Here is a 12,949-nt window from a genome sequence, read left to right on the forward strand (position 1 = left end):
TCGCGATTTCTGGGGTCAGTACCCGAAGGCGCGTGCGGTATTCGCCGCGACTGCCGTGGCCAGGGCGTCCTCGTCGATGTCCTTCATCTCGGCCATGGCGCGCAATGTGACCGGAATGAGGTAGGGCGCGTTGGGCCGTCCGCGATACGGCATCGGGGTCAGGAAGGGTGCGTCGGTCTCGACGAGGATCAGGTCCAGGGGGGCGACGGCGAGGGCGTCGCGCAGCTGCTGGGCGTTCTTGAAGGTGATGTTCCCGGCGAAGGACATGTAGTAGCCGGCGGCCGCGCAGACCTTGGCCATCTCGGCGTCGCCGGAGTAGCAGTGGAAGACGACGGTCTCGGGCGCGCCTTCCTCCTGCAGGACGCGCAGGACGTCGTCGTGGGCGTCGCGGTCGTGGATGACCAGGGCCTTGCCGTGGCGCTTGGCGATGTCGATGTGGCGGCGGAAGGACAGCTCCTGGGCGGCCATGCCCTCGGGGCCGGTGCGGAAGTAGTCCAGTCCGGTCTCGCCGACACCCCTGACCTGGGGCAGGGCGGCGAGGCGGTCGATCTCGGCGAGGGCGGCCTCCAGGGCGGCTTCGCCGCCGGGTTCGCGGGCGCCCTGGCGCGACCAGCCGTCGGGGTCGCCGAGGACGATGCGGGGTGCCTCATTCGGGTGCAGGGCGACCGTGGCCCAGACGGCGTCGTGCGCGGCGGCCGTCTCGGCCGCCCAGCGGGATCCGGCCAGGTCGCAGCCGACCTGGATCACGGTGGTCACTCCGACGGAGGCCGCCTTGGCGAGGGCGTCCTCGACCGTGCTGCTCTGCATGTCGAGGTGGGTGTGGGAGTCGGCCACGGGCACGTTCAGCGGCGCCGGGAGCGGCGGAGGGACGTCCTTGTCGTCGTTCTTCTTCCGCCCGCCGTCAGCCGGGCCGCTGTTCGATGCCATCTTCTGTGCCGCCATGCACGCGATTGTAGGTTTCGCGTGGGGCGGGCCTTACTTGCGGTGGAAGGCCTTGAGGATGTCCGACAGGTGCCAGTGATGCTCGTCGGCCTTCGGCTCGCCCGTCTCGTCACCGCGGGTCCTGGAGGCGCGCGGCTCATGGGTGCCGTACGCGCTCATCTGCAGCGGTCCGGCGGCCGCCTGCATGGTGGCCGGTACGACGGTGCGTCCGGGCAGGTGGAGGGCATCGGCGATTTCGGACACCTGCCCGGAGCGCATGATCCGCACCACGTGCTCGCCGCAGTTCACGCAGGTCGGGCGGGTCAGCGGGGACGGTACGCGCTCGCCGTCCGCGTAGTACGTGACGAAGGGCCGGCCTTCGGCGTCGGTGTAGTGCCGTATTTCGTACGACTGCTCCCAGCCGTGCCCGCATCGCATGCAGGCGAAGGAGTAGGACTCATGGGCCGACTCGAACGCCGGTGCACTCGTGTGGGTGATGGTGTGCGTTCGCGTCGTGGGCTGGGCACCGCTTGAAGCCCCTGCGGTCTCGCTCATGGCAGCTCCCTCTTGTCCGCTGGACAAGTCTCTCCGGGACCGGACGTCCCACATCCAGGGAACGCCTCTCCCGGCGATGGCGCAGCAGCCTGACCCGCGAATTGGGACAAACTTGGCGGCTTCATGCCCTGAGGCGCCGGCTGCCATGCCCAAGCTTTGCTTTTCAGGTTAGCCCTTTACTTTACGATCGGTCCGGCTGTGCGGCATTTTTTGCCGCTACGACCGCATCGAACACCTCGCGCTTGGGCAGGCCCGCCTCCGCCGCCACGGCCGCGATCGCCTCCTTGCGGCGCTCACCGGCCTCCTCCCGGACCCGCACCCGGCGGACCAGCTCGGCGGGGTCCAGCTCCTGCGGGCCGCGCTCGGCGGCGCCCTCGACGACGATCGTGATCTCGCCGCGCACGCCCTCGGCGGCCCACTCGGCCAGGTCCTTCAGGGGCCCGCGCTTGACCTCCTCGTACGTCTTGGTCAGCTCGCGGCACACCGCGGCCCGGCGGTCGGCGCCGAACGCCTCGGCCATGGCGGCGAGGGTGTCGTCGAGGCGGTGGGGGGCCTCGAAGTAGACGAGGGTGCGCCGCTCGTCGGCCACCTCGCGCAGCCTGCCGAGCCGCTCCCCCGCCTTGCGCGGCAGGAAGCCCTCGAAGCAGAACCGGTCGACCGGCAGCCCGGACACCGCCAGGGCCGTCAGCACGGCCGAGGGGCCCGGCACGGCCGTCACCTTGATGTCGTGCTCGACGGCCGCGGCGACCAGCCGGTACCCGGGGTCGGACACCGACGGCATGCCGGCGTCCGTCACCAGCAGCACCCGCGCCCCGCCCCGCAGGGCCTCGACCAGCTCGGGGGTACGGGCCGACTCGTTGCCCTCGAAGTACGAGACGACCCGGCCGGTGGTGTGCACCCCCAGGGCCTGGGTCAGCCGGCGCAGCCGCCGGGTGTCCTCGGCGGCGATCACTTCGGCGGCGCCCAGTTCGGCGGCCAGCCGCGGGGGCGCGTCGGCCACGTCGCCGATGGGGGTTCCTGCGAGTACGAGCGTTCCAGTCACGCCTCCATCCTCGCAGGGTGCCGCGGCGGGGCCGCTACGGCCGGGTGACGAGGGTGACGTCCCGCAGGCCGGCGACGGCGACGAAGTGGGGCAGCAGGATCCCGCTCTTGGTCTTCTTGAACTGCATCAGCGTGCCGTCGGCCCGCGCCGGTCCCGGCCGGAACGGGGCACGGTACGGACGGGCCGAGTTCCGCCACGTGTGCCGGGCGCCGTCGCACACGGCCCGGCTGCCGCCGATGCCGCTGGACCGGCCGCCCTGCATGAGGTTGCTGGCGACGAGCACGGGGGCCGTGGAGCCGCCGGGCAGCAGGAGGCAGCGGTAGGTGCCCGTCATGGTGATCGTGCCGTCGGGTGCGACGTGGGCGGTCGGGTCGATGGTCAGCTCGTTGCGGGGCGGCGGCGGGGGCGCGGCGGCGGCCTCGGGGACGGACGCGGGGGCGACGGCCGTCAGGGCGACGGCGCCGAGCGCGGTGACGGCGATGCCGATCGCCTCTCGGATGCGGGTGCGGGTGGGCATACGGGGTCGGTATCCCTCCATGGAGCTCCATCTGTGATGAAGGGCCAGGAATACCCGACGGTGCGGCCGGGGTGTTCGCACCTCACCCGGTCGGGGGCGCGTCCCGGGCGTCCGCCGGCCGTCGTCCGTCCCGCTCAGCCGGCGTGGAGCATCAGCCCGATGCCTGCGACCATCAGTGCGGCCGCCGCGATCCGGGGCGCGCCGAAGCGCTCCTTCATGAAGAGCGCGCCGATGGCCGCGCCCACGAGGATGGACGACTCGCGCAGCGCCGCGATCGGGGCGAGGGCCGCCTTCGTCTGGGCCCACAGCACCAGCCCGTAGGCGAAGACGGACAGCAGTCCACCGAGCAGCCCGCGCACGGCGAAGGGCCGGATCCCGGCGAGGAACCGGCCGCGCCGGGCGGCCACGGCCCAGAGGGGGATCACCGCCCCCTCCAGGACCATCAGCCAGCCGATGTAGCCCGGCGCGGAGCCGGAGGCCCGTACGCCCAGGCCGTCGACGACCGTGTACGCGGCGATGGCCAGCCCCGTCGCCAGGGCCGCCCCGATGGCCGCCCACTGGGGCCGCGTCCCCGAGCCGCGGATGCCCCACAGCGCCAGGCCGACGAGCCCGGCCGAGGCCACCGCGACGCCCGCGAGCTGCCAGCCGCCGGCGAACTCCCCGGCGAAGACCGCCGCCAGGGCGGTCACGGCCAGCGGCGCGGTGCCGCGCGCGATCGGATACATCTGCCCGAAGTCGCCGAGGCTGAACGACCGCATGAGCAGCGCCTGGTAGAGGACGTGCAGCACGGCCGAGAAGGCGAGGTACGGCCACGCCCCGGCGGCGGGCGCCGGCGCGAACGGCAGGAGAAGCGCCCCGCAGGCCGCTCCCCCGCCGCCCACGAGCGTGAAGGCCAGGAGCTGGTCCTTGATGCCGTGGGCTATCGCGTTCCAACTGGCGTGCGCGACGGCGGCGATGAGGACGGCGGCGGCGACCGCGGGTGTCATGCGTGACGCCCGAGCGCGCGTGCGTTCCGGCGAACGCATATGTGTACTGGGGTGTTCATGGAGCCTGACGCTAGCGGTAGCTGCATGGGCCACGCGATGTTGTGTCGCGCACCCGGGCGTCCCCCCTTCACCGCCTCTCCCCAGGGCTTCCCCGGCACGGCCCGCGCACCGGCTCCGCGGCCGCCCGCGCGGCGCCCTCAGGACTCCCACAGGGTCGTTCCCTACGATGGCGCGGTGACCAGTGACACCGCGACGCACGCCCAGCAGGGCCCGACGGCAGACGAGCAGCCGCCCCCGTGGCAGCGCAGACTCCGCCGCTTCGGCTATGCGGGCCCCAGCCACGCGAAGGCGCTGTCCGACGTGCGGGAGCGGCTCGTGCCGCCGTTTCCCGAGCCCGGGACGCGGCTGTGGGCGGCCGCGGGGGCCGGTCCGAGAACGGCGGAGCTGCTCGCGCGGTCGATGGGGTGGCTGGGGCCGCTGCTCGTCGCGCTCTTCGCCGGGGTGATCCGGTTCTGGAACCTGGGCAGCCCCAAGGCGGTCATATTCGACGAGACGTACTACGCCAAGGACGCCTGGGCGCTGTGGAAGTACGGCTATGAGGTCGAGTGGCCCAAGGAGGCCAACGATCAGATCATCGGCGGGAACACCGCCGTCGGCGACGCCGCCTCGTACGTCGTGCACCCGCCCGTCGGCAAGTGGGTCATCGGCGTCGGCGAGTGGCTGTACGGGCTGAACCCCTTCGGCTGGCGCTTCATGGTGGCCGTGCTCGGCACCCTGTCGGTACTGATGCTGTGCCGCATCGGGCGGCGGCTGCTGCGGTCGACGTTCCTGGGCTGTCTGGCGGGCGCGCTGCTGGCCGTGGACGGTCTGCACTACGTCATGAGCCGGACGTCCCTGCTCGACTCGGTGCTGATGTTCTTCGTCCTGGCCGCCTTCGGGTGCGTGCTGGTCGACCGGGACAAGGCCCGGTCCCGCCTGGCGGCGGCGCTGACGGAGGGTGAGGACGGGGTGGCGCTCCCGGACGCCGCCGTCGGCGACCGGACGCGGCTGGGGTGGCGGCCCTGGCGGATCGCCGCCGGGGTCTTCCTCGGGCTGGCCTTCGCCACGAAGTGGAACGGTGCCGTGTATCTGGCGGCGTTCGGGCTGCTCGTGGTGGCGTGGGACGTCGGCGCCCGGCGGCTGGCCGGGGCCCGGCACCCATGGCGTGCCACGCTGCGGCGCGACGTGCCGTGGGCGTTCCTGTCGACCGTACCCGTGGCCGTGGGCGTGTACATCGCGTCCTGGACCGGCTGGTTCGTCAACAGCGGCACGTTCAGCCGCACGGAGGGCTGGCGGCACAGCGGCTTCTACCGGCACTACGCCGAGACCGAGGGCGGCCACAGCCCGGACGGGTTCCTCGCCGGCCTCCTCAACCCGCTGCGCAGCCTGTGGCATTACGAGAAGCAGGTGTGGGAGTTCAACACCACGCTCTCCTCGCCCCACACGTATCAGTCCAACCCGTGGAGCTGGCTGGTTCAGTCGCGCCCGGTCTCGTACTTCTACGAGTCCCCGAAGGCGGGCCAGGACGGCTGCCCGATGGACGCCACCGAGAAGTGCGCGCGCGAGGTCCTCGCCCTGGGCACGCCGCTGCTGTGGTGGACGGCGTGCTTCGCGCTGCTGTACCTGCTCTACCGGTGGGCGCTGCGGCGCGACTGGCGCGCGGGGGCCGTGCTGTGCGCGGTCGCGGCCGGCTATCTGCCGTGGTTCATGTGGCAGGAGCGGACGATCTTCGTCTTCTACGCAGTCGTCTTCGTGCCGTTCCTGTGCCTGGCCGTGGCCATGCTGCTCGGGGCGATCCTCGGCAGGCCGGGGGCCTCCGAACGGCGAAGGGTCGTCGGGGCGGTGGGCGCGGGCACGCTCTTCCTGTTCATCGTCTGGAACTTCATCTACTTCTTCCCGATCTACACGGGCCAGCCGATCCCGATGGACGCGTGGCGCAACCGGATGTGGTTCGACACCTGGATCTGATGTGACGTCAGGCGGTGGTCCTGCGGCCGGGCCGGAATCGCTCCATGTGTCACGTCCCTCCCGTAGAGTGCCCAACGAGGTTTTAATCAGGTGATTAAAACCAGGAGGGGGCAAGACACATGCGTACTGGCGCGAAAATCGCCATCGGCGTCGTGGGCGCCGCGGTAGTGGGGGCGGCCGGGCTGGGGGCCTACAACCTGGTCGACGCCGTCGCGGACGGCGGCTCGGGCTCGAGAACCCAGGCGGCGCCCGTGCAGACGGGGCCGCCGTCGGCGGGTGAGACCGAGAAGACCGCGCGCGCTTTCCTCGCCGCGTGGGCGGCGGGCGACACCCGGAAGGCGGCGGGCCTCACCGACAACGCGGAGGCCGCCACCACCGCGCTGACCGGCTACCGCGAGACGGCGCACGTGGAGAAGGTGGCGTTCAAGCAGGGGGCGGCCACGGGCGCGAAGGTGCCGTTCTCCGTCACCGCCGAGGTCGTCGACGGCAAGCAGCGCTCGACGTGGACGTACGACTCCTCGCTGGCCGTCGTCCGGGGCCAGAGCAGCGGCCGTCCGCTCGTGGACTGGCAGCCCACGGTCGTCCACCCCGAACTGACCGAGGGCCGGACCCTGCGGACCGGCGCCACCCAGGCGGCGCAGATCACCGCCGTCGACCGCGACGGCAACGAACTGAAGGCCTCGGACTACCCGTCGCTGGCGTCCGTCCTGCCCGAACTGCGCAAGCGGTTCGGCGAGAAGGCGGGCGGCGAGCCGGCCGTGGAGGTACGGGCGGAGGGCGGGGCCCCGGGGAGCGGCGGCCAGGCCAAGACCCTGCACGTGCTCTCCCAGGGCAAGCCCGGCAAGCTCCGCACCACCCTCAGCGCCGCCGTGCAGCGCGCCGCCGAGGCCGCGGTCGCCCAGCGCGACGACGCCTCCGTGGTGGCCGTGAAGCCGAGCACCGGCGAGATCCTCGCCATCGCCAACGCCAAGAAGACCGAGTTCAACCCGGCCCTGTCCGGCCAGACCGCGCCCGGCTCCACGATGAAGGTCGTCACCGCCGCGATGCTGCTGGAGCAGGGCAAGGCCTCGCCGGGCAAGCCGCTGCCCTGCCCGAAGAACGCCACGTACGGCATGACCTTCCACAACGTGGAGCAGAGCGAGAACCCGGGCGCCACCTTCGCCCAGGACTTCGCCGCCTCCTGCAACACCGCCTTCATCCAGCTCGCCGGGCAGGTCTCCGACGACGCCCTCGCCGCCGAGGCGCGCGACGTCTTCGGCCTCGGCCTGGAGTGGAAGGCCGGCATCCCCACCTTCGACGGCAGGGTGCCCACCGACAGCGGCGCCGGCAAGGCCGCCGCGATGATCGGGCAGGGCCGGGTGCAGATGAGCCCCCTGAACATGGCCTCGGTCGCCGCGACCGTCCGCAGCGGCTCGTTCCACCAGCCCTACCTCGTCGACCCCGCCCTGGACGGCCGCCAACTGGCCAAGGCCCCGCGCGCCCTGTCCCCGGCGGCCGCCCGCGACCTGCGCTCGATGATGCGGCTCACCGCGGTCTCCGGTACGGGCGCCAAGGCGATGGCCGGGCTCGGCGGCGACGTCGGCGCCAAGACCGGGTCGGCGGAGGTCGACAACCAGACCAAGCCCAACGGCTGGTTCACCGCCTACCGCGGCGACGTGGCCGCCGCCGCGGTCGTCCCTCAGGGCGGCCACGGCGGCGACTCCGCCGGGCCCGTCGTCGCGGCGGTCCTGCGCGCGGGGTGAGCGCGCCGATGCGGGCGCGAGGCCGGGAGGGGCGGGCTGTGCCTCACCGCGGCGGTCGTGTGCAGCGGGCTCATGGCGCGACGACGTTGCCGGGGTCGTCCAGCCATGTGGTGTGGCCGTCCGCTGTGACGGTGAGGCCGAAGCGCTCGACGCCCGGCCTGCCGTTGCCCGCCCACCAACGGTAGGCGGCCTCAGCCTCGTCCCAGAGGCGGCGGGGTCCGCACTGGTGGACCGTGGCTTCCTTCCGGTCGTCGCGGAAGACGACAACGGCCCAGGACCTGTCCGCCAGCCCGTAGAACCACACCGGTCGCCTGCCGTTCCGTTTCCGGTCTGCGACGTGCGCGACGTCGCGCATCCGCAGGCCGATGGCGAATTCGGCGGCGTCGAAGCGTCCCGTGCCGCGGAATTCGGCCTCGGTGACCGTCGTGGACGACACGTCCGCGTCGTCGCCCGCCCCTTCCGGCACGTAGGCGTCGTGCGGAAGCCGGACCAGCCGCTGCGCACGCATGCGCATGAACGCCACCGGCCGGGTGAAGAACCCGGACGCGCTCCGGCCGTCCTCGGCCACCAGCAGCCGGGCCGTGGCCTCGGCAGGCCCGTAGTGCGTCCCCCAGGGAACGAGGATCAGGCCCCCTGGTGTCGTCTGCTCCACCCACGCGAAGGGGATGGTCCGCAGACCGCACGTCGCGATGATCCGGTCGAACGGAGCCCGTTCGCGGCACCCGAGGAATCCGTCACCGTGCACCACCTCCACCGGCAGCCCGAACCGTTCCAGCGCCTCGCGCCCGGCCGCCGCGACGGCCCCGTCCACCTCCACCGTGACGACGTTCTCGGCGCCGATCCGGTATGCGAGCAGTGCGGCGTTCCACGCGGTGCCGGTGCCGATCTCCAGCACCTGTTGGCCATCGCGGACGTCCAGGTCGGCGAGCATGGAGAAGACGAGGCTCGGCATGGACGACGACGAACTGAACGACGTGCCCGGCGCGGAGCCGGCGTGCGCTCCGTCGTCCCACTGCGTGACGATCGGCATGTTCGAGTCCGCGTACTCCTGCCATGTCTGCGGGTCCCGTGCCTTGTCGACCGGGATGCTGCGGCCGGTGGCCATGTCGTGCGGCCACATCAGGTCGGGCAGGAAGTCCGACCGGAACACCGCGTCGTAGACGGGGGCCCAATCCGGCGACATCGCTCCCGTAGCGCTGAGGAAGCGGCCCAACTCCTCACGGGTGGGCCGCCCCGTCCGCTCCGTCGAGCCGGTCACTTGCGATGCGTCCCGTCGCCAGGAGGCGTCGAACCGTCGGGGGTCGGCTCGTCCGTCGGCGCCCACGGCTGTCCGGGGAGCCCGTCCCCCTCGCCTTGGTCCTTGCCGTGGCCGCCGCCTTGCGCGCAGGCGGTGCTCGATCGCAGATCCATGGTGTGCTCCTCCTGGCATTCGGCTTTCCTCGTGGTCCCCGCTGCCCTCACGCGTGCGCCTTCCGCTGATGCACGCCCATGCGGGCAGCGGCGGCGCCCATCCCTGCGCGATCGCCCCGCTGCTCCGCCCCGCGCCGGGCCGCTTTGATGTCGCGGCATTCGGTGCAGCGCGGTGCGGCTCCCGCTTCGACGGTCGCGCGGACACCGGCGACCTCGTCACCCGTGACGGTCCGGTTCACCGGTGGTCTCCCGGCAGGAGGCCACGCAGGTGATGGCACGCCCGGCCCAGGTCCTGCATGTGCAGGACGGCCGAGCGCAGGCCCGAGCCGGGGCCGGCGGTGAGCTCGTGACGGGCGGTATCCACCGTCGACTGGGCCAGGTACCACGCCGTCGTCCCCCGCACCATGCCGCTGATGTGGCGCTCCGCCTCCGGCAGCAGGCGCTCCAGGTATTCCCGCAGCTGTTCGGTGGTCTCCTCGACCTCCTCGTGGCGGGGCAAGGGGACGGGGTGCGACAGCGCGCGGCGGATGGCGTCGGCTAGGTACTGCGACATCTCGGCAGCGGTGGCGCACGCTGGCTGGTCGCTGGCGGTCACGGTCACGTGTTGGCTCCCTCGTAGAGATCGGATCGCACGTAGAGGTAACTCCCTGCGCAGGCCCGGCCGGTACCGTGAGAGGGAGGTGTGAACGTGAAAGCCATGAAAGTCGGCGGGAGTTGAGACATGGCGAGCAACCCACGCACCCCCAACGCCGGGCTGGCCGGTCTGCTCGACCAGGCACGGTGGTCGCGCACCCAGTTCGCGATGGCGGTGAACCGCGCCGGAGCCGAAGCCGGGCTGTCCCTGCGTTACGACCAGTCGGCCGTATCGCACTGGCTGTCCGGGACGATGCCCCGGACACCGGTCAGGCCCGTCATCGTCGAGGCCCTCGCCCGGCGTCTGAAGCGGCCCGTCACCCACGCCGAGGCCGGCTTCGCCGGGGCGGCCGGCGGTGGGAGCGGAAGCACTCTCGACGAGCTCGTCGACGTCGGCCGGGCCGACATGGACCCCTCGCGCCGTGGCGTTCTCACGGCGGGCATGTACTCGGCGGCGTTGGCCGTACCCCTCTTCCCGGACCTTGCCGGTCGCCTCGCGGGGCCTGTCGGCGACACAGGCCGCACCACGCGCATCGGCGCGGGCGAGGTGGCCACTGTCCGCACCATGACCGAGAAGATCGCCGACATCCTCGACGAACTGGGCGGTGGCCATGCCCGTCCCATGGCGGCGGCCTTCCTGGTCAACACCGTCGCCCCGTACCTGAAGGCGTCGGGCCCGGAGAAGGTCCGCAAGGACATGCTGGCCGCCGCGTCCGACCTGGTCTATCTGACGGGGTGGATGGCGATGTACGAGCGCGAGCACGGCCTCGGGCAGCGCTATTACACCAAGGCGCTCAAGCTCGCCGGGGCTGCGGAGGACCACGTCACCTACTGCCGCACCCTGCGTGGCATGAGCCTGCAGGCGTCGAACCTCGGCTACGGCACCAAGGCGTTGCAGCTGGCCGATGCCGCCGCCGAGGCATCACCCAAGGCCGGGCCGCGCCTGCAGGCCTTCCTCGCAGGTCAGCAGGCACACGCCGCGTCGATGACGGGCGACCGGCACACCGCCTTCGCACGACTGCGCGAGACCGAGACGGCCCTGTCGAAGGCCGACTCCCGGCGGGAGGCCGTCGGAGGGTACGACGCCAGCGCGTACCAGTTCCACGTCTCGCATGTGCTCTACGAGTTCAAGGACCTCGAGGGCTCGGTCCAGGCCATGCGGGAATGCCTGAAGGTCCAGCCCCGGCAGGAACGCCAGGGCCGCCTGCACTCCAACGCGCTTCTGGCCCAGCGCCAGTTCGCGCTCGGCCACCTGGAGGCGGCGTGCGCGACGTGGCACAGCTTCCTCGACGACTACGTGCAGCTATCGACGGCTCGCGGGGACGAGCACTTCGACACGATGCGGCGCCGCATCCAGCCGTACGGGAAGACCCGCGCGGTGCGGGCCCTCGTGGAACGGGCCCGCGAGGTGGCGCGCGCCAAGGTGTGACGAGCGCCGAGCCCGCCCCCATCGAAAGCTTTGGGGAGAGGCGGTGAACACCCTGCGAAGTGCGCTACGTTGCGCGCAAGAAGCGACCCCCGACGCCGGCGGCAACCGGCGAAGGGGGTCTACACCCGCGAGGACTAAGACGAGGAGTCCCGGGATGCTCCGGCATGTTATCGCCCCTGCCCGTTTCTTCACCCAGGTGCCGAACGAGATCATCCGGCACCCGCGCCTGTCGGCGGACGCCGTCCGGCTGCTGCAGTGGCAGCTGTCGCTGCCGGACGGGGCGCATCAGTCGCTGTCGGAGACAGCGAAGCAGGCAGGCATCAAGAAGACGGCGTTCGGCCACGCGAAGCAGCAGTTGCTCGACGAGGGGTTCCTGCACGAGTGGCGCCGCCAGGGCGTCGCGGGGCGGTGGCGGACGACGCAGCTCGTATCGAACGTTCCGCTGACGCCGGAGGAGGCGCTGGCCGTGCGGGACCGCGACGCGCAGACCTCGCCGACCGCCGCCGAACCGACCGCCGTCGCACCGACCGCCGTCGCACCGACCGTCGGTGAGCCGACCCCTCGGGCCGTCGGCCGTTCCCAGGAAAACACCGAGGAGAACACTCCCCACCCTCCCCACCCGCTCGCCGAGCGCGGCGCGCAAGCGCTCACGGCCGTCACGCGCGGGGAGCGCAGGCTGCGCCTGTCGGGCCGGGACATCCGGGCCCTGGCCCCGCTCGCGGCGGAATGGCTCACACGCGGCGCCACCCTCGCCGACCTCCGCGACGCCGTCACCTCCGGCCTGCCGGACACCGTCCACTCCCCCGCGGGCATCACCCGCGACCGCCTGACCAGGAAAATGCCGGACCCCGCTCCTGAGCCGGAGCCCCGCCCCCAGCCCCTGCGGTCCTGCTCGGCCGGGTGCGGCCGCCTGATCCGGCCCGTCGCCGACGAGAGCGCCTGCCGTGACTGCCGCGTGGACGGGGCGGCGGCGGCCGCCGCGCGCGACGTCTCGGGCGCGGTCGCCGCGACGGAACGCGGCATGGCCGCCGTCCGCGCCGCCTTGTGCGCCCGAACCTGACGAGAAAGGTCCTTCACCCCATGCACCTCGCTCTCCGCACCGACTACCGTGGCGGTGAACGCACGAGCCGGAGGCTTGCCATGACCGCACAGCCCATCCACCACCGCGACGCCGACGGCCCCCGCGTGCCGCGTACGATCCAGGGCATCGCCGACGCGCTCGCCCCGGATCGACGGATGGAGTTCTACCGTCTCGTCCTGGCCGCCGAGGCCGGCACAGAGCTCCAGAGCGTGATCGCGACCTGGTGGGGTCATGCGATGCTCGACACCGATCCGGACCGTGAACGCATCATCGCCGCCGCCGAAGCGGGCACCCTGCCGACCGTGAGCATGGACGAGGTCCTCCGCCGCCGCATCGCCGGTGGAGCGACGCCCGGTGAGTGACGAAGACGACCTCTGGCCCGTAGAACCTTCGCCTGTCGTAGCAGCAGCGCTCGCCGACCCCGCGTTACCCGTTGCCCTCTTCTCGAAGATCGTCTCGCTTACGGTCGCCATCGCGCAGGATCCGCGGCTTGCCGACAGCTCCCCGGCAGTCCAGGGCGGGCATTGGCGAACTGTCCCCATCCCCGACGGCGGAGGCATCGCGGAGTACCTGATCAGGACCGAAGAGCATCGGGTCCTGCTCACCCGGATCTTTCCATTCTGATG

At 72.2% G+C, this 12,949-nt stretch carries 15 protein-coding genes; 6 read left to right on the forward strand and 9 right to left on the reverse strand.

What is annotated here, in order from left to right; genetic code table 11:
• Positions 1 to 15: 15 nt before the first annotated feature.
• The 5 genes from ACIGXW_RS25860 to ACIGXW_RS25880 all read right to left on the reverse strand — a co-directional run bounded on the left by ACIGXW_RS25860 (position 16) and on the right by ACIGXW_RS25880 (position 4,021).
• Positions 16 to 927, reverse strand: a complete 912-nt coding sequence (locus tag ACIGXW_RS25860) for a TatD family hydrolase (RefSeq protein WP_399575425.1) — start codon at positions 925 to 927, stop codon at positions 16 to 18.
• Positions 928 to 975: 48 nt separating this feature from the next.
• Positions 976 to 1,476, reverse strand: coding sequence for a hypothetical protein (locus ACIGXW_RS25865; RefSeq protein WP_399575196.1), 501 nt, complete (start codon positions 1,474 to 1,476; stop codon positions 976 to 978).
• Positions 1,477 to 1,657: 181 nt separating this feature from the next.
• The gene (gene rsmI / locus ACIGXW_RS25870) at positions 1,658 to 2,518 is read right to left on the reverse strand and encodes a 16S rRNA (cytidine(1402)-2'-O)-methyltransferase (protein WP_071965833.1); all 861 of its coding nucleotides are present in this window, start codon (positions 2,516 to 2,518) and stop codon (positions 1,658 to 1,660) included.
• Positions 2,519 to 2,552: 34 nt separating this feature from the next.
• Positions 2,553 to 3,035: a DUF6299 family protein gene (locus tag ACIGXW_RS25875; RefSeq protein WP_399575197.1), complete on the reverse strand. Its 483-nt coding sequence runs from the start codon at positions 3,033 to 3,035 to the stop codon at positions 2,553 to 2,555.
• 134 nt (positions 3,036 to 3,169) lie between these two features.
• Positions 3,170 to 4,021, reverse strand: a complete 852-nt coding sequence (locus ACIGXW_RS25880) for an EamA family transporter (RefSeq protein WP_399575198.1) — start codon at positions 4,019 to 4,021, stop codon at positions 3,170 to 3,172.
• Between the two features lie 234 nt (positions 4,022 to 4,255).
• Between ACIGXW_RS25880 and ACIGXW_RS25885 the strand changes: the two genes are divergently transcribed.
• Entirely contained in the window at positions 4,256 to 6,028 is a 1,773-nt protein-coding gene (locus tag ACIGXW_RS25885) for a dolichyl-phosphate-mannose--protein mannosyltransferase (RefSeq protein ID WP_399575199.1), read from the forward strand.
• Positions 6,029 to 6,147: 119 nt separating this feature from the next.
• Positions 6,148 to 7,770: a penicillin-binding transpeptidase domain-containing protein gene (locus tag ACIGXW_RS25890; protein ID WP_399575200.1), complete on the forward strand. Its 1,623-nt coding sequence runs from the start codon at positions 6,148 to 6,150 to the stop codon at positions 7,768 to 7,770.
• 70 nt (positions 7,771 to 7,840) lie between these two features.
• Here ACIGXW_RS25890 and ACIGXW_RS25895 read toward each other — a convergent pair whose 3' ends face one another.
• The 4 genes from ACIGXW_RS25895 to ACIGXW_RS25910 are packed head-to-tail and all read right to left on the reverse strand — an operon-like array spanning position 7,841 to position 9,781.
• A complete protein-coding gene (locus ACIGXW_RS25895) occupies positions 7,841 to 9,028 on the reverse strand; it encodes a methyltransferase domain-containing protein (protein WP_399575201.1) in 1,188 nt (395 codons plus the stop codon).
• A complete protein-coding gene (locus ACIGXW_RS25900; protein ID WP_399575202.1) occupies positions 9,025 to 9,180 on the reverse strand; it encodes a hypothetical protein in 156 nt (51 codons plus the stop codon). Before ACIGXW_RS25900 ends, ACIGXW_RS25895 begins: the two co-directional genes overlap by 4 nt.
• A gap of 47 nt (positions 9,181 to 9,227) precedes the next feature.
• Entirely contained in the window at positions 9,228 to 9,419 is a 192-nt protein-coding gene (locus ACIGXW_RS25905; protein WP_399575203.1) for a hypothetical protein, read from the reverse strand.
• The gene (locus ACIGXW_RS25910; RefSeq protein ID WP_399575204.1) at positions 9,416 to 9,781 is read right to left on the reverse strand and encodes a DUF6415 family natural product biosynthesis protein; all 366 of its coding nucleotides are present in this window, start codon (positions 9,779 to 9,781) and stop codon (positions 9,416 to 9,418) included. Before ACIGXW_RS25910 ends, ACIGXW_RS25905 begins: the two co-directional genes overlap by 4 nt.
• Before the next feature lie 120 nt (positions 9,782 to 9,901).
• Here ACIGXW_RS25910 and ACIGXW_RS25915 point away from each other — a divergent pair, with 120 nt between their 5' ends.
• The 4 genes from ACIGXW_RS25915 to ACIGXW_RS25930 all read left to right on the forward strand — a co-directional run bounded on the left by ACIGXW_RS25915 (position 9,902) and on the right by ACIGXW_RS25930 (position 12,947).
• Entirely contained in the window at positions 9,902 to 11,242 is a 1,341-nt protein-coding gene (locus ACIGXW_RS25915) for a hypothetical protein (RefSeq protein ID WP_399575205.1), read from the forward strand.
• Positions 11,243 to 11,396: 154 nt separating this feature from the next.
• Complete coding sequence (locus ACIGXW_RS25920) at positions 11,397 to 12,302, forward strand: hypothetical protein (RefSeq protein WP_399575206.1); 906 nt, start codon at positions 11,397 to 11,399, stop codon at positions 12,300 to 12,302.
• Between the two features lie 80 nt (positions 12,303 to 12,382).
• A complete protein-coding gene (locus tag ACIGXW_RS25925; protein WP_399575207.1) occupies positions 12,383 to 12,685 on the forward strand; it encodes a hypothetical protein in 303 nt (100 codons plus the stop codon).
• Positions 12,678 to 12,947 carry a hypothetical protein gene (locus ACIGXW_RS25930; protein WP_399575208.1) on the forward strand — a complete coding sequence of 90 codons (270 nt, stop codon included), beginning with the start codon at positions 12,678 to 12,680 and terminating at the stop codon, positions 12,945 to 12,947. Before ACIGXW_RS25925 ends, ACIGXW_RS25930 begins: the two co-directional genes overlap by 8 nt.
• Positions 12,948 to 12,949 lie beyond the last annotated feature (2 nt).

It is taken from the genome of Streptomyces sp. NPDC053079 (assembly GCF_044546695.1).
Taxonomy (GTDB): Bacteria; Actinomycetota; Actinomycetes; order Streptomycetales; family Streptomycetaceae; genus Streptomyces.